This is a genomic window from Serratia sp. YWN4 (assembly GCF_055790845.1).
In genome coordinates this window covers 596,456-612,460 of record NZ_CM147696.1, presented here as the reverse complement: position 1 = coordinate 612,460, position 16,005 = coordinate 596,456, and the positions used below count along the sequence as shown (strand labels likewise).

Below are 16,005 nucleotides of genomic sequence, written 5' to 3'. Positions count from 1 at the left end.
CAGCATGCTGTACCTTTTGATCCTGCTTGCCGCGGATTACTTCACGACGCGCAACGCCGGGCGGCCACCGCGCGGCGGCTGCGGCGGTTCATCATCAGGACCATGATCATCACGGATATCCTGGCGATCGCCGTCGATCACTGACATCAGGTTCTCTGAAGGGCTAGTTTGATTCTCAAGGCCTTCGAAAGTCCCTTCCGCTTCATAGGCGGCTTCAGGTTCGAACATAGTGCCAGCCCCGTTTTCGCGTGCGTAGATCGCCAGCACGGCTGCCATTGGCACCCACACCTGACGCGGTACACCGCCAAAACGGGCGCTGAAACTCACGTCACTATCACCCAGTTGCAGATTACCCACGGCACGCGGCGCGATGTTCAGAACGATCTGGCCGTCGCGGGCAAACTCCATCGGCACCTGAACATCAGGGCGCATCACATCCACCACCAGATGCGGGGTGAGCTGATTATCCAGCAGCCAGTCATAGAATGCCCGCAGCAGATAAGGACGGCGCGGGGTCATCTGAGACATATCCATGACGCTTAGCCCCGAGTCTGCAGGCGCATTTCGCGCTCGGCTTCGGTCAGGGAGGCCAGGAATGCATCACGCTCGAACACGCGGGTCATGTAGCCTTTCAGTTCTTTGGAACCGGCACCGCTCAATTCAATACCCAGTTGTGGCAAACGCCACAGCAACGGCGCCAGGTAGCAATCCACCAGGCTGAATTCTTCACTCATGAAATACGGCGTCTGGCCGAAGATTGGCGCGATCGCCAACAGCTCTTCACGCAGCTGACGGCGTGCTGACTCGGCTTCCTGACCGTTGCTCTGCTCGATTTTGTACATCAGCGTGTACCAGTTTTTCTCGATACGCAGCATCATCAGGCGGCTTTCACCACGTGCAACCGGGTAAACCGGCATCAACGGCGGGTGCGGGAAACGCTCATCAAGGTATTCCATGATGATACGGGATTCATACAGCGTCAGTTCGCGATCGACCAGCGTAGGTACCGTTTGGTAAGGATTGAGGTCAATCAGATCCTGCGGCAGGTTATCCGGTTCAACCTGCTCGATCTCGACGCTGACACCTTTCTCCGCCAGTACGATACGTACTTGATGGCTAAAGATGTCGGTCGGGCCAGAAAACAGCGTCATTACCGAACGTTTGTTGGCAGCGACAGCCATGAAAACCTCCAAGTGTTATCTAGAAAATACTGCGAATAGCCAACTTCCCTAAGTCTTTCAAATTACTCCCTTGAGACAACTTGAAATCTATTGGGTCTATCAGGCTGCTATCCTGAATAATCTTGACCGCAAGCCAGCAGCTCGCAGATAAACCTGGATCGAGAAACGGGCCTCGGAGGTAGACTGACAGCAACTGCACGGCGAACAGGCGCAAAAGTGGGTGATAGTCTACCAGATTTTGACTGTTTTGTGGGGACTATGCGGCAATTTCATGGTGAATTGTCAAGCGGGTTGCAGATTTCCATGGCGTTTCAAGGAATTTCAGGCATAAAAAAACCCGGTGAGGCACCGGGTTTTTCGCGCAAATCGCACTGCCGAAGCAGCAAGAATTAACGCTTGGAGAACTGCGGACGACGACGTGCTTTACGCAGGCCGACTTTCTTACGTTCAACCTGACGAGCATCACGAGTAACGAAGCCTGCTTTACGCAGTTCGCCACGCAGAGTCTCATCATATTCCATCAGCGCACGGGTAATACCGTGACGGATAGCACCAGCTTGACCAGAGATACCACCACCTTTAACGGTGATGTACAGGTCAAATTTACCAACCATGTCGACCAGTTCCAGCGGCTGACGAACTACCATGCGGGCAGTTTCACGACCGAAGTACTGTTCCAGGCTGCGCTGGTTAATAACGATGTTACCACTACCCGGCTTGATAAAGACGCGAGCGGCGGAGCTTTTGCGGCGACCAGTGCCGTAGTATTGATTTTCAGCCATTGCCTATAATCCCGATTAGATGTCAAGAACTTGCGGTTGCTGTGCCGCGTGATTGTGCTCAGTGCCCGCGTAAACTTTCAGTTTACGGTACATTGCACGACCCAGCGGGCCCTTCGGCAGCATGCCTTTAACCGCGATTTCAATCACACGCTCAGGACGGCGGGCAATCATCTCTTCAAAGGTCGCTTCTTTGATACCACCGATGTGGCCGGTGTGATGGTAGTACATCTTGTCTGTACGCTTGTTGCCGGTTACAGCAACTTTTTCTGCGTTCAGAACGATGATGTAGTCACCGGTATCAACGTGCGGAGTGTATTCCGCTTTATGCTTGCCGCGCAGACGACGAGCCAGTTCAGTAGCAAGGCGGCCTAAAGTTTTACCGTCTGCATCAACAACGTACCAGTCGCGTTTTACGGTTTCTGGTTTAGCTGTAAAAGTTTTCATTAAAAGCTTACCCAATAATTAGTTACACGTTGGTGAACACCCAAACGCTCGAAAACAGTTGAGGCTCACACGACCATCAAGTCCAGCAAACCTACCCCTTCGAATAGCCATTGCCGGCACTATAAAGTTTTTGGGAAAAAAACTTTGTTGTAACGTGGGGTCGCAGGATTATAGAGAAGTCGCCCACAAAGGTCGAACAGTTTTTGAGGCAAACAGCGATTTACGGTAAGTGAGGCAGCTTCAGATACTCTTCACTCTGCATCTCCTGCAACCGCGACAGGCAGCGCTGGAACTCGAACTTCAGCCGCTCGCCCTGATAAATCTCGAACATTGATGCCTCTGCGGTCATCACCAGCTTGACATGACGCTCGTAGAACTCATCCACCAGCGCCAGAAAGCGGCGGGCGGTGTTTTCCTTCAGCGGCCCCATAATGCGCACGTTATACAGCATCACGCTGTGATACAGACGCGACAACGCAATATAGTCCAACTGACTGCGCGCCTCTTCGCACAGGGTGTGGAAGTCCACCGCCAGAACGCCTTCTACCGCGCGGATGGTCGGCAATGGCCGATGGTTGATTTGCAGTACCGGTGCATCTTCACCTGCTCTGCCCGCCAGTTTCAAAAAGATCTGATCCATTGCGCCCTGGTTTTGTGGCGTGAGCGGTGTCAGATACAGATGCGCCTGTGTCAAGGTGCGCAGGCGATAATCAATGCCGGCATCGACGTTCATCACCTCACAATGTTCCTTGATCAACGCGATGGCGGGCAGGAATCGCGCCCGCTGCAAGCCGTTGTGATAGAGGTGATCCGGCAGAATATTGGAGGTTGCCACCAAGGTGATCCCACGGGCAAACAGTGCCTGCAACAGCGTTGCCAACAGCATGGCATCGGTGATATCCGAGACGAAAAATTCATCGAAGCACAGCACATCGGTCTGCGCCTTGAAGCCATCGGCCACGATCTCCAGCGGATTTTCCTGCCCTTGCAGTTCTGTCAGTTCTTCGTGTACCCGCAGCATAAAGCGATGAAAATGCAGCCGCAGTTTGCGTTCGCCAGGCAGGCTGTGGAAAAACAGGTCCATCAACCAGGTCTTGCCGCGGCCAACGCCCCCCCACATATAGAGCCCCTGCACCGGACGCTGGCTCAGCGTTTCGCTGTTTTTGCCCCACAAGCGGCTGAGTTTGCCGCGTAGACCGCCCGTGGTTGCCGCTTGAACAGGTCGTTGCAGCAACGCCTGATAGATTTGATCCAACTGCGTAACGGCCTGACGCTGAACCGCATCGGCCTGGTATTCCCCCGCATCCAGCGCCTGCTGGTAGCGTGATAACGGTGACTGTGCCTGCATTTATTCGACGATCCCTAAGAACGCTGAGAATTTATTTAGCCCATTTTCGCGGCGTTTCGCTGCCGCTTCGCACCCTGTTCGCCACATTTACCCGCGCTGTGGCCGGAGAAAAACCCGGCAAACATTCGGTTACGGTTTATCAGGATTCCACTCAGACAAGGTTAACGGTTATAGTGGACATTATTAAGTGAAAAATCCCTGCGGAACAACGAAGTCAAAATAGGAGTCATCATGACCTGGGAGTATGCGCTAATGGGTTTGGCCGTCGGTATCGTGATTGGTGCGGTAGCGATGCGTTTTGGTAACAGTAAACTACGTCAACAACAAGAGTTGCAAAGCGAGTTGGATAAAAGCAAAACCGAGCTTGAGGAATACCGTCAGGAGTTGGTTGGCCACTTTGCTCGCAGTGCCGAACTGCTGGATAACATGGCGCGCGACTATCGCCAGTTGTATCAGCACATGGCGAAAAGCTCCAACAACTTGCTGCCGGATCTGCCGCTCCAGGACAATCCATTCCGTTATCGTCTGACCGAAGTGGAAGCCGATAACGATCAGGCACCCGTAGAAATGCCGCGTGACTATTCCGAAGGGGCATCTGGTCTGCTGCGTGGTGCAACACCACGCCGCGATTAATCTCTCTAATGTAACCCGTGGGCTATCCCACGGGTTTCTTGATTTTGTCCACGCCTTACCCCCCTGCATCTGAGCTATTCTTGCTACTGACGATTAAGTGAACTTTTCACGCAAATTCACACTCTTACATGGGTATCGCTATTGCTTTATCATCAGAACTTCACCGGCAGGTATTGAGAGAGTTATTATCAATGAAGAAAAAATCATTAATTCTTAGCGCGTTAGCCATGAGTATTAGCCTGACGCTGGCTTCTGTACCAGCAGCCAACGCAGTGATGCCGGTTGCCGTTCAGGGACAACCGCTGCCAAGCCTGGCACCGATGCTCGAAAAAGTCCTGCCCGCCGTGGTGAGCGTGCGTGTGGAAGGCACTCAGGTACAGCGTCAGCAGCAATTGCCGGAAGAATTTAAATTCTTCTTTGGCCCCAATATGCCATCACAGCGGCAAAACTCGCGCCCTTTTGAAGGCTTAGGTTCCGGTGTGATTATTGATGCGGAAAAAGGGTATGTCCTGACCAACAACCACGTTATCAATAACGCCGACAAGATCAGCATCCAGCTCAATGATGGCCGTGAATACGATGCCAAACTGCTGGGCCGTGACGAGCAGTCCGACATTGCTCTGCTACAGGTCAGCACTGCCAAAAATCTGACTGCGGTAAAAATGGCAGACTCCGACCAACTGCGCGTGGGTGACTTCGCCGTCGCGGTCGGTAACCCCTTCGGCCTCGGTCAGACGGCAACCTCCGGCATTATCTCCGCCTTGGGCCGCAGCGGCCTGAGCCTGGAAGGGCTGGAAAACTTCATCCAGACCGATGCTTCCATCAACCGTGGCAACTCTGGCGGCGCGCTGGTTAACCTTAACGGCGAACTGATCGGTATCAACACCGCCATTCTGGCGCCGGGCGGCGGCAATATCGGTATCGGTTTCGCGATCCCCAGCAATATGGTGCAGAGCCTGAGCAAGCAACTGATTGAGTTTGGTGAAGTCAAACGCGGTCTGTTGGGTATCAAGGGCAGCGAAATGACCGCCGATATGGGGAAAGCCTTTAATACCGACGTCCAGCGCGGTGCCTTCGTCAGCGAAGTGCTGCCAAAATCTGCCGCCGCCAAAGCAGGTATCAAAGCCGGTGACATTCTGGTGTCTATTGAAGGCAAACCGATCAGCAGTTTCGCTGAACTGCGCGCCAAAGTCGGCACCACCGCACCAGGCACCACCATCAAGGTGGGCCTGTTACGCGAAGGCAAGCCGATGGAGGTTGCAGTAACCCTGGACAACAGCGAGAGTGCCGCCACCAACGCCGAGACGCTGTCTCCTTCGCTGCAAGGGGCATCCCTCAGTAACGGTGCTTTGCCAAGCGGTGACAAAGGCGTGAAAATTGAGAGCATCGAGAAAGGCACCCCGGCAGCACAGATTGGCCTGCAAAAAGGGGATGTGATCATCGGTGTCAACCGTGAACGGATTGAAGACATCACAGCGTTGCGTAAACTGCTTGAAACCAAGCCAGCCGTTACTGCATTGAGCATCATGCGCGGCAATGAAAACATTTATCTGTTAATGCGTTAATTTGTCTTAAAACCGGGTTCGGTAACATACTGCACCCGGTTAACTCATGCTATCCTCCGTTTATCTTCCATTTCCCATATTAAAAATCCATGTTTGCTAAGCTCTTGCGCTCCATTGTTATTGGTTTGATTGTCGCTGGCCTGTTGTTGGTTGCCCTGCCCGTGCTGCGTTCTTCCAGTAATCTTTTCGCAAGCAAACCTGGCAACACCAGTGACGAAACCCCTGCCAGTTACAATACCGGCGTACGCCGCGCTGCGCCTGCGGTGGTGAATATCTATAACCGCAACATGAGTGGCACCGCCAACGTGCTTTCGCTGGGATCCGGCGTGATCATGAACGATCGCGGCTACATCATCACCAATCGCCATGTGATCAAAGATGCTCAGCTGATTACCGTGGTGCTGCAAGATGGCCGCCGTTATGAAGCACTGCTGGTGGGTTCCGACAGCCTGACCGATTTAGCGGTGCTGAAAATCGATCCCGGCAATTTGCCGGTGATCCCGATCAATAGCCAGCGCCCGGCGCATATCGGCGATGTGGTGCTGGCGATCGGCAACCCCTACAATCTGGGGCAAACCGTGACGCAGGGGATTATCAGTGCCACCGGCCGCATCAGCCTGAGCACTACCGGGCGGCAAACCTTCCTGCAAACCGATGCTTCCATCAACCGCGGCAACTCTGGCGGTGCGTTAGTCAACTCATTGGGTGAACTGATGGGTATCAATACGCTCACTTACGACAAAGTGACCGATGGGGAAACGCCTGAAGGTTTGGGCTTTGCCATTCCGACGGCGCTGGCAACCAAGATTATGGATAAGCTGATCCGCGATGGCAGGGTGATCCGTGGTTACTTCGGCATTCAGGGGAAAGAGATTATTCCGGTGCGCACCTCCAATACCGGTATCGATCGCCTGCAAGGCATTATCGTTACCGAACTCACGCCCAATGGGCCAGCCGCCAAAGCTGGTTTCCATATCAACGACATCATTATCAACGTCGATAACAAACCGGCAGTCGCCGTGTTGGAAACCATGGATCAGGTGGCCGAAATTCGCCCAGGCACCGAAATCCCGGTCGTGGTATTGCGTGAAGGTCAACGCCTGACGCTGAAGATGACGGTGGGAGAATTCCCGGAAGATAATAGCTAAAAAGCCCGGTTTCCCAGGCTTCTCTGTAGCGACAAACGGTAGCCTTACGCTTCTTTCACCCGCTCGATATTGGCACCCAGCGCGCGCAGCTTGTTTTCGATACCTTCATAACCACGATCGATATGATAGATACGATCAACCATCGTCACGCCTTCAGCAATACAACCTGCCAGCACCAGGCAAGCGGAAGCACGCAGATCCGTTGCCATCACCTGCGCACCGGAAAGCTGCTCAACACCGTGGCAAATCACGGTATTGCTCTCGATCTCCGCATGAGCCCCCATGCGAATCAGTTCAGGAACGTGCATGAAACGGTTTTCAAAGATGGTTTCGGTGATCACACCGGTGCCTTCTGCCACCAGGTTCAGCAAGCTGAACTGCGCCTGCATATCGGTCGGGAACCCCGGGTGCGGCGCAGTACGCACGGTTACCGCTTTCGGGCGTTTGCCATGCATATCCAGGCTGATCCAGTCGGCACCCACTTCAATGTCGGCTCCGGCTTCACGTAACTTGGCCAGCACCGCATCCAGCGTATCCGGGCGCGTATTGCGACACAGAACTTTGCCGCCAGAAACTGCCGCAGCCACCAGGAAAGTGCCTGTTTCGATACGGTCAGGCAGCACGCGATAAACGCCGCCGCCCAAACGCTCAACGCCTTCAATAGTGATGCGGTCAGTGCCTGCACCGCTGATTTTGGCGCCCAGCGTGTTGAGGAAGTTGGCGGTATCGACAATTTCCGGCTCACGTGCGGCGTTCTCAATGGTGGTGGTGCCCGTCGCCAAGGTTGCCGCGCTCATAATGGTCACGGTCGCGCCTACGCTGACCTTATCCATCACGATATTTGCGCCTTTCAAGCGCCCGTCCACGGAAGCCTTGACGTAGCCCTCTTCCAGTTTGATCTCAGCACCCAATTGTTCCAGGCCGGTGATATGCAAATCAACCGGACGTGCGCCGATGGCACAACCACCCGGCAGCGAAACCTGACCACGACCAAAACGTGCAACCAACGGCCCCAAGGCCCAGATGGATGCACGCATGGTTTTCACCAGATCGTACGGCGCACAGAACTCGTTAACCTCGCTGGCATCAACGAACACCGAGCCATTACGCTCGATTTTGGTGCCTAACTGGCTGAGTAATTTGATGGTAGTGTCAATGTCCTTCAGCTTCGGGACATTCTGCAACTCGACAGGCTCTTCCGCCAACAGCGCGGCAAACAGGATCGGCAGGGCGGCATTCTTTGCCCCGGAAATGGTCACTTCCCCGCTCAGACGGGTCCGGCCCTGCACACGAAATTTATCCATTTGACTATTCTCTGTTATTTGTTCTGAGCTGCCTGCCTGACAGGGCAAACAGCCTTAAAATCCGTTGAGCTTGCGATCCCGCTTCCACTCTTCTGGCGTGAATGTTTTGATCGACAAAGCATGAATGCGATTATCCGCGATGTATTCCATCAACGGCGCATAGACGGTCTGCTGTTTTTTGACGCGGCTCAGGGTGGCGAACAGTTCACCCACCACGATCACCTGAAAGTGGCTACCATCACCGGTAACATGGACTTCATCCAGTACCAACGCGCGCATCAGTACGTCTTTAATTTCGCTATTTTCCATAGTATCCAGTTCTGTATCAAAAGGATCATCATCAGCCTTGTATCTTAGTGGAATCCGACGCTTTCTTAAACTAAAGAAAAAGCCCCTCGGTAATAGGGGCTTTCAGCACGCAGCCAGCCAAAACTGTGGCTAACTGACGGTATCGGCAGGCATTATCGCTTGCAGATTGTAGAGCGTAATCAACGTTTGCAACCGTTCTGTCACGCCGGAAATTTTTAACTCGATACCCTGCTGGTGCTGCTGTTCGCGCAAATGCAGCAACATTGCCAAGCCGGAAGAGTCAACGCGCTGTAACTGCGCTACGTCAAGGGTGGTTTTATCCGCCATCAGCGCCTCGCGCTGTTGCCACAGTGCCAGCAGCGTTTCGCGAGTCAGTACGCCGCGCAGGGTCAGCGTTTGCTGTTGTGATTCCCAGCTTAATGCCTCGGCCATCACTTTTTCTGATCCAGCGTGATCGGCTGCTTGGCAGCAATCAGCAACTGCTGCGTCAGGCCATCAACCCCTTTGGTGCGCAGAGTCGACGCCCACTCGTTCTGCTTGGTGGTGATCATACTGACGCCTTCGGCGATCATGTCATACGCCTGCCAGTAGCCGGTCTTGCTGTTTTTACGCCATTGGAAATCCAGGCGCACCGGTGGGCGGCTGCCGTTATCAATGATCGTCACACGAATAGCGATAATATCAGCATCACCCACAGGCTGCGCCGGTTCGATCTGGTAGGTCTGGCCATGGTACAGCGCCAGTGCCTGGCCGTAAGCCTGCTCCAGATAAGCCTGGAAGGCGGCAAAATAGGCCTCACGCTGCTCAGGAGTGGCTTCTTTGTAGTAACGGCCCAATACCAGCGCACCGGCATATTTCACCTGAACAAACGGCATCAACTCTTCATGCACGATGGTACGCAGATAGTTGGGATCCTGCTTGATTTTCGGCTGTTCGGTTTTCAGCCGTGTGAAGGTTTTATCCGCAGCATCCTGCATCAGGCTATAAGGGTTGGTCTGATCAACCGCAGAAGCCAGCGGTGCAACCACCAGCAGAGCCACCATCAGTAAACGTTTAAACATGCAGGCTTCCTCTCTTAATGACTTGGGGCTGGTTGTGGAACAGCATCGGCTGCGGGCGTTGCCGCGGCCGGTTTGCCCGCACTATCGCCACTCTTATACAAAAACTGGCCGATCAAATCTTCCAGCACCATGGCTGACTTGGTGTCCTGAAGGGTTCCGCCATCCTTCAGAATGGCGGTGCCCATATCAGGATCTTCAAAACCGACGTTCAACGCCAGATACTGCTCCCCCAACAGGCCGGAGGTACGGATCGCCAGAGAACTGGTATCCGGGATCTGGTTGTATTTATTCTGAATATCCAGTGCCACACGCGGGGTGTAGGTTTTTGCATCGAGTGAGATCTCAGCCACCCGGCCAATCACCACACCACCGATTTTCACCGGGGAACGCGCTTTCAGGCCACCGATATTATCGAAGGTGGCATAGATACGGTAGGTCGGCTCATTGCCGATCGACTTAATATTGGCCACCTGGAGACAGAGGAACACGACAGCACACAGTGCAATCAGCATAAACGCCCCAACCCAGATTTCACTCTTCTTCGTTTGCATCGAATTAATTCCCAAACATCAGTGCAGTCAGCACAAAATCCAATCCCAACACCGCCAGTGACGAATGTACCACGGTCCTTGTCGTTGCCCGGCTAATCCCTTCAGAAGTCGGCACCGCATCATAGCCGTTGAAGATCGCAATCCAGGTGACGGTAATAGCAAATACCACGCTTTTGATCAGGCAGTTGAGTAAATCTTTGCGCCATTCCACCGCCCCTTGCATCGCCGACCAGAAGAAACCGCTGTCGATCCCTTTCCAATCCACGCCCACTACCGATCCGCCCCAGATCCCGACGGCAACGAAAATGATCGTCAGCAGCGGCATGCTGATCAAGCCAGCCCAGAAACGCGGGGCAACGATGCGCCGCAGCGGATCGACTGCCATCATTTCCAAGCTCGATAGCTGCTCTGTCGCTTTCATCAGACCAATCTCGGCGGTCAAGGCAGAACCGGCACGGCCAGCGAACAGCAGCGCGGTCACCACCGGCCCCAGTTCACGCAGCAGCGATAGCGCCACCATCATACCCAAGCTGGCCTCTGCGCTGTAGGTGGTTAGTACCAGGTAGCCTTGCAGCCCCAATACCATGCCGATAAACACGCCGGAAACCATGATGATCAATAACGATTGCACGCCCACGCTATAAAGTTGCTTGATCAACAGCGGCCACTGCTTACGCGGTTCTGGCCGCCCGACCAGCGCGTGGAACAGCATCAGCCCGGCGCGCCCAAAGGAAGCGCTGGTGTTGATGCCACGGCGCCCTAACGACGCTAACGCCTGTAAAAACATGAAGTTAATTACTCCCATTCCTTAGAAGCTCAGTCTGGTAATCACTGGCCGGATAGCGGAACGGTACCGGCCCATCGGCAATACCATCCAGAAACTGACGCACGCGCGCATCAGGGTTGTTCTGCAATTGCGGTGCTGTACCCTCGGCAATCACATGGTGATCCGCCACGATATAGGCGTAATCAGCAATGCTCAACACTTCTGGCACATCATGTGACACCACGATGCAAGTGATACCCAGCGCATGATTCAGCTCGTCAATCAGCTTGACCAACACGCCCATGGTGATCGGATCCTGGCCGACAAAAGGCTCGTCGAACATGATCAATTCCGGATCCAGCGCAATGGCCCGCGCCAGTGCGGCACGCCGCGCCATCCCACCAGACAGCTCGTTTGGCATCAGTTCAGCAGCGCCACGCAAACCCACGGCCTCGAGCTTCATCAGCACCGTACTGCGCAAGATCGGCTCCGGCAGGCGGCTGTGTTCACGCAGCGGAAAAGCCACGTTTTCAAAAACCGTCAGATCGGTGAACAGCGCCCCCGATTGGAACAGCATGCTCATTTTTTTACGCGATTCGTACAGTTGATGGCGTGATAATGCAGGAATGTTATCACCATCAAACCAGATCTCGCCGCGATCTGGCGCTAACTGGCCACCGATCAGGCGTAACAGCGTGGTTTTGCCAATCCCCGATGGCCCCATGATCGCCGTTATTTTGCCACGAGGGACCGTCAGATTGATGTCTTCGAATATCAGCCGATCGCCGCGAGAGAAGCTCATACCGCGCACTTCGACCAAATTATCTGCCTTCTGGTGCATGTTTATTGATCCTTTACCGGTCATTCTTGCTAAGAGCCTGCTTCAATAGGGCGACTGGGCAGGCTCTAAATCTATCCGTGATGTTAAAGCAACAGACGCAGTGCGTCTTATCTTTACAAAAACTTATCGCCATTTTGCTACCAATGATGCCATTGGTTTTACTTTTAGGCTTCAGGCAGTCAAAATTAAGAAATAATGCAAAAAAATGAAACTGTTCGACTTTTAGCCGGGAAAATACGTTGTTCTTTGCACAACGATGGGCAAGCAAGATGGCCGAATTTCGGCTTTACCAACGAACCGGGATGATACCCAATGGATTTCAAGTTGTAGCCAGGCGGTCAGTCGGTGCCCCAATCACTGGGGTGAACGTGCATAACCCACAACACTGCAACCTGAAAACCAGGGGATTATACCCAATAAAGGACCCTGCATGTTTCTCGCGATAGTATTGTTAATCGTTGGTTTATTTTTACTGGTGTATGGAGCGGATCGATTAGTTTATGGTGCGGCGGTGATCAGCCGTTCCTTGGGCGTGCCACCGCTGATTATCGGTATGACCATTGTCGGTATCGGCACTTCCCTGCCGGAACTGATCGTTTCGGTAACGGCGGCGCTGAACGGGCAGACCGATATGGCCGTCGGCAACGTTTTAGGTTCCAACATCGCCAATATTTTACTGATCCTGGGGGTGGCAGCCCTGATCCATCCTTTGGCCGCACGTTCAGAGATCCTGCGGCGCGAACTGCCGCTGATGTTAGCCGTCACCGTGCTGTGTGGCTTTGTGCTGATGAACAACAGCCTCAGCAGGTTGGATGGCGTGCTGTTGCTGGCCGCAGCCGCCGGGTTTATTTTGCTGATGCTGAAAATCGCCCGCCAGGCCCAGCGCGAAGGCAATGACAGCCTGACCATGGAACAACTCGCCGAACTGCCACAGGACAGCAGCAACACCGTGGCGGTGCTGTGGCTGGTGCTGGCATTTATCATCCTGCCGCTCTCTTCGAAGATGATCGTCGACAACGCCACGGTGATTGCCCATTACTTCGCCCTCAGCGAACTGGTGGTCGGCCTGACGATTATTGCCATCGGTACCAGCCTGCCCGAACTGGCCACCTCGATTGCCGGAGCACTAAAGGGTGAAGATGATATGGCGATTGGTAATATCATCGGCTCCAATATTTTTAACACGGTGATTGTTCTGGGCGTCCCTGCCCTGCTGTCGCCGGGCAGTATTGATGCTGCCGCTTTCCAGCGCGATTACTGGGTGATGCTGGCGGCCAGTATCCTGCTCAGCGCCTTGTGCATCGGGCGTAAACATCGCATCGGCCATCTGGCAGGTGCTCTGTTATTATGTGGTTTTATTGCGTATCTTGCGGTGTTGTTGTTTAACCCTTTCAGCGCGTTTTTTGGCTAAGTGATGGGAATGAGTATGTCGAACATTCAGTGGCAACCGGGCTTTGATTTTCAGCAGGCGGGCAGAGAAGTGCTTCAGATTGAGCGCGACGGCCTGGCCCAGCTTGATCAGTACATCAATGCCGATTTTACCCGCGCCTGCGAAATGATCGCCGCCTGCTGCGGCAAAGTCGTCGTCATGGGCATGGGCAAGTCCGGCCACATCGGCAGCAAAATTGCCGCCACCTTGGCCAGCACCGGCACCCCGGCGTTCTTCGTGCATCCGGCAGAAGCCAGCCACGGCGATCTTGGCATGGTTTCAGCGCAGGACATCGTGTTGGCCATCTCCAATTCCGGCGAATCCAATGAGATTCTGGCCTTGATCCCGGTGCTGAAACGCCAGCAGATCCCGCTGATTTGCCTGACCAACAACCCGGAAAGTTCGATGGGCAAAGCGGCGGAAGTGCATCTGTGCATTAAGGTGCCGCAAGAAGCCTGCCCGCTCGGCCTAGCGCCCACCACCAGCACCACGGCCACGTTGGTGATGGGCGATGCCCTGGCGGTGTCGCTGCTGAAAGCGCGCGGTTTTACGCCAGAAGATTTTGCGCTGTCGCACCCTGGCGGGGCGCTTGGCCGCCGCCTGTTGCTGCGCGTCAGCGATATCATGCACAGCGGCGATGAGATCCCACAGGTGAGCGCCGATGCCTCTCTGCGCGATGCTTTGCTGGAGATCACCCGCAAAAACCTCGGCATGACGGTGATCTGTAACGATCTGATGAAAATCGCCGGGATCTTTACCGACGGTGACTTACGCCGGGTATTTGATATGGGCATCGATCTCAACAATGCCAAAATCACCGATGTGATGACGCTGGGCGGCATCCGGGTGCGCCCGAACATGCTGGCGGTTGATGTACTCAACCTGATGCAGCAACGCCATATCACCGCCGTGCTGGTTGCTGATGGCGACCAGTTGCTGGGTGTGGTACATATGCATGACATGCTGCGCGCCGGCGTCGTCTAATGAAAGGAACGAAGTGAATGAGCCTGATCGAAACCTGCTACGGGCCGGTAACTGAAAGCGTAATGGCACGAGCCGGGAAGATCCGCCTGCTGATTTGTGATGTCGACGGTGTGCTGTCAGACGGTCTGATCTACATGGGCAACCAGGGTGAAGAGCTGAAAGCCTTCAACGTGCGCGATGGCTATGGCATCCGCTGCCTGAAAACCTCGGGTATTGACGTCGCCATCATCACCGGCCGCTCAGCCAAGCTGCTGGAAGATCGCGCAAAAACGCTGGATATCACCCATCTGTATCAGGGCCAATCCGATAAGCTTTTGGCCTACCGTGAACTGTTGGATAAACTGTCGTTAGCGCCTGATGAAGTGGCCTACATCGGTGACGATCTGATCGACTGGCCGGTGATGGCCGAAGTGGGGCTGGCGGTCGCCGTGGCGGATGCGCATCCGCTGCTGACACCGCGTGCTCATTACGTTACCCGCATTGCTGGTGGGCGCGGTGCCGTGCGTGAACTGTGTGACATTATTCTTTTGGCTCAGAACAAGCTGGAAGGGGCCAAAGGGTTGTCAATATGAGTAAAACCAAACTTTGGATCACCCTGATACTGGCGGTGATCGTCCTGGCGCTGATCGGCTGGAATATGGCTGATTTCAGCGATGATGAGAATTCAACACCGATCAATCATCAGGATCCGACCTACCAGAGTCAACATACCGTGACCGTGGTGTACAGCCCAACCGGTAAGCTGAACTATAAACTGGTGGCCGAAGAGGTGAAGTATTACACCGCTGATGAATTAAGCTGGTTCACCCAGCCGGTGATGACGCTGTTTGATCAGAATGCCGTGGCCACCTGGTCGGTACGTGCCGATCGCGCCAAGCTGACCAAGGATCGTATGCTGTATCTGTACGGCCACGTTGAGGTGAACAGCCTGACCACCACCTCGCAACTAGAAAAAATCAAAACGGACAATGCTCGGGTTAATCTGGTCACACAGGATGTCTATTCCGATGATGAAGTGACCCTGTTCGGGACCAATTTTACCTCTAACGGCATGAGAATGCGTGGGAACTTGCGGGACAAAACCGCTGAGCTGATTGATAAGGTCAAGACCAACTATGAAATTCAGAACCAAAAAACAACTCCGTAATCTGTTGATCGCCAGCCTCGTTTTGACCGCCAGCACTCCGGTTCTGGCGTTGAAATCCGACGCCGATCAGCCGGTGAATATCAATTCACTGAAACAATCGCTGGATATGCAGAGCAACGTCAGCACCTTTACCGACGAAGTGGTGATCAAGCAGGGCACCATTGAGATCAAAGCCGATAAAGTGGTGGTCACTCGCCCTGGCGGCGATCAGAACAAGACCTACATTGAAGCCTTTGGCACTCCGGTCACGTTTTACCAGATGCAGGATAACGGCAAGCCGGTGAAAGGCCATGCGCAGAAAGTTCGTTACGACGTTGCCACCCAGTTAGTCACGCTCACCGGCAATGCCTATCTGGAGCAGCTCGATAGCAATGTGCAGGGCGATCGCATCACCTATCTGGTGCAACAGCAGCAGATGCAGGCGTTCAGCGATAAAGGCAAACGCGTGACCACGGTGCTGGTGCCATCACAATTGCAAGACAAAAACGGTCAAAAGAAGAGTAACTAATCAC

At 54.1% G+C, this 16,005-nt stretch carries 20 protein-coding genes; 8 read left to right on the top strand and 12 right to left on the bottom strand.

Translation table 11 applies throughout. The features are described 5' to 3' along the window. Positions 1–36 precede the first annotated feature (36 nt). The 5 genes from sspB to zapE form a co-directional block, all read right to left on the bottom strand. Positions 37–534: a ClpXP protease specificity-enhancing factor gene (gene sspB, locus ACX9GT_RS02890; protein ID WP_473189732.1), complete on the bottom strand. Its 498-nt coding sequence runs from the start codon at positions 532–534 to the stop codon at positions 37–39. Positions 535–539: 5 nt separating this feature from the next. Beyond that, positions 540–1,181: a stringent starvation protein SspA gene (gene sspA / locus ACX9GT_RS02885; RefSeq protein ID WP_142016661.1), complete on the bottom strand. Its 642-nt coding sequence runs from the start codon at positions 1,179–1,181 to the stop codon at positions 540–542. A gap of 389 nt (positions 1,182–1,570) precedes the next feature. Further along, on the bottom strand, positions 1,571–1,963 hold the full coding sequence (gene rpsI, locus ACX9GT_RS02880) for a 30S ribosomal protein S9 (protein WP_076942061.1): 393 nt from the start codon (positions 1,961–1,963) through the stop codon (positions 1,571–1,573). Between the two features lie 15 nt (positions 1,964–1,978). Beyond that, entirely contained in the window at positions 1,979–2,407 is a 429-nt protein-coding gene (gene rplM, locus ACX9GT_RS02875) for a 50S ribosomal protein L13 (RefSeq protein WP_459400174.1), read from the bottom strand. Between the two features lie 220 nt (positions 2,408–2,627). Beyond that, positions 2,628–3,755 carry a cell division protein ZapE gene (gene zapE / locus ACX9GT_RS02870; protein ID WP_473189731.1) on the bottom strand — a complete coding sequence of 376 codons (1,128 nt, stop codon included), beginning with the start codon at positions 3,753–3,755 and terminating at the stop codon, positions 2,628–2,630. Between the two features lie 231 nt (positions 3,756–3,986). Here zapE and zapG point away from each other — a divergent pair, with 231 nt between their 5' ends. From zapG to degS, 3 genes are all read left to right on the top strand, one after another. After that, on the top strand, positions 3,987–4,388 hold the full coding sequence (gene zapG / locus ACX9GT_RS02865) for a Z-ring associated protein ZapG (RefSeq protein WP_473189730.1): 402 nt from the start codon (positions 3,987–3,989) through the stop codon (positions 4,386–4,388). 191 nt (positions 4,389–4,579) lie between these two features. Then, entirely contained in the window at positions 4,580–5,953 is a 1,374-nt protein-coding gene (gene degQ / locus ACX9GT_RS02860) for a serine endoprotease DegQ (protein ID WP_473189729.1), read from the top strand. 89 nt (positions 5,954–6,042) lie between these two features. Then, a complete protein-coding gene (gene degS / locus ACX9GT_RS02855) occupies positions 6,043–7,101 on the top strand; it encodes an outer membrane-stress sensor serine endopeptidase DegS (RefSeq protein WP_473189728.1) in 1,059 nt (352 codons plus the stop codon). 44 nt (positions 7,102–7,145) lie between these two features. On the opposite strand, the gene murA is transcribed toward degS, so the two are convergent. The 7 genes from murA to mlaF form a co-directional block, all read right to left on the bottom strand. Continuing rightward, positions 7,146–8,405, bottom strand: a complete 1,260-nt coding sequence (gene murA, locus ACX9GT_RS02850; RefSeq protein WP_473189727.1) for a UDP-N-acetylglucosamine 1-carboxyvinyltransferase — start codon at positions 8,403–8,405, stop codon at positions 7,146–7,148. A 54-nt stretch (positions 8,406–8,459) separates the two neighbouring features. After that, entirely contained in the window at positions 8,460–8,714 is a 255-nt protein-coding gene (gene ibaG, locus ACX9GT_RS02845) for a BolA family iron metabolism protein IbaG (RefSeq protein WP_473189726.1), read from the bottom strand. Positions 8,715–8,843: 129 nt separating this feature from the next. Then, on the bottom strand, positions 8,844–9,146 hold the full coding sequence (gene mlaB / locus ACX9GT_RS02840; protein ID WP_473189725.1) for a lipid asymmetry maintenance protein MlaB: 303 nt from the start codon (positions 9,144–9,146) through the stop codon (positions 8,844–8,846). Then, the gene (mlaC, locus tag ACX9GT_RS02835) at positions 9,146–9,775 is read right to left on the bottom strand and encodes a phospholipid-binding protein MlaC (RefSeq protein WP_473189724.1); all 630 of its coding nucleotides are present in this window, start codon (positions 9,773–9,775) and stop codon (positions 9,146–9,148) included. Before mlaC ends, mlaB begins: the two co-directional genes overlap by 1 nt. A 14-nt stretch (positions 9,776–9,789) precedes the next feature. Next, a complete protein-coding gene (gene mlaD, locus ACX9GT_RS02830) occupies positions 9,790–10,326 on the bottom strand; it encodes an outer membrane lipid asymmetry maintenance protein MlaD (RefSeq protein WP_473189723.1) in 537 nt (178 codons plus the stop codon). 4 nt (positions 10,327–10,330) lie between these two features. Beyond that, positions 10,331–11,113: a lipid asymmetry maintenance ABC transporter permease subunit MlaE gene (gene mlaE / locus ACX9GT_RS02825; protein WP_473189722.1), complete on the bottom strand. Its 783-nt coding sequence runs from the start codon at positions 11,111–11,113 to the stop codon at positions 10,331–10,333. 4 nt (positions 11,114–11,117) lie between these two features. Next, on the bottom strand, positions 11,118–11,933 hold the full coding sequence (gene mlaF / locus ACX9GT_RS02820) for a phospholipid ABC transporter ATP-binding protein MlaF (RefSeq protein ID WP_473189721.1): 816 nt from the start codon (positions 11,931–11,933) through the stop codon (positions 11,118–11,120). Positions 11,934–12,363: 430 nt separating this feature from the next. Here mlaF and ACX9GT_RS02815 point away from each other — a divergent pair, with 430 nt between their 5' ends. The 5 genes from ACX9GT_RS02815 to lptA are packed head-to-tail and all read left to right on the top strand — an operon-like array spanning position 12,364 to position 16,001. Further along, a complete protein-coding gene (locus ACX9GT_RS02815) occupies positions 12,364–13,344 on the top strand; it encodes a calcium/sodium antiporter (RefSeq protein ID WP_473189720.1) in 981 nt (326 codons plus the stop codon). Positions 13,345–13,359: 15 nt separating this feature from the next. Next, positions 13,360–14,346, top strand: a complete 987-nt coding sequence (kdsD, locus tag ACX9GT_RS02810; RefSeq protein WP_473189719.1) for an arabinose-5-phosphate isomerase KdsD — start codon at positions 13,360–13,362, stop codon at positions 14,344–14,346. Between the two features lie 17 nt (positions 14,347–14,363). After that, a complete protein-coding gene (kdsC, locus tag ACX9GT_RS02805) occupies positions 14,364–14,918 on the top strand; it encodes a 3-deoxy-manno-octulosonate-8-phosphatase KdsC (RefSeq protein WP_473189718.1) in 555 nt (184 codons plus the stop codon). Then, the gene (gene lptC / locus ACX9GT_RS02800) at positions 14,915–15,493 is read left to right on the top strand and encodes an LPS export ABC transporter periplasmic protein LptC (RefSeq protein ID WP_473189717.1); all 579 of its coding nucleotides are present in this window, start codon (positions 14,915–14,917) and stop codon (positions 15,491–15,493) included. Before kdsC ends, lptC begins: the two co-directional genes overlap by 4 nt. Then, positions 15,462–16,001: a lipopolysaccharide ABC transporter substrate-binding protein LptA gene (gene lptA / locus ACX9GT_RS02795; protein ID WP_473189716.1), complete on the top strand. Its 540-nt coding sequence runs from the start codon at positions 15,462–15,464 to the stop codon at positions 15,999–16,001. Before lptC ends, lptA begins: the two co-directional genes overlap by 32 nt. The last annotated feature ends 4 nt before the right edge of the window (positions 16,002–16,005 follow it).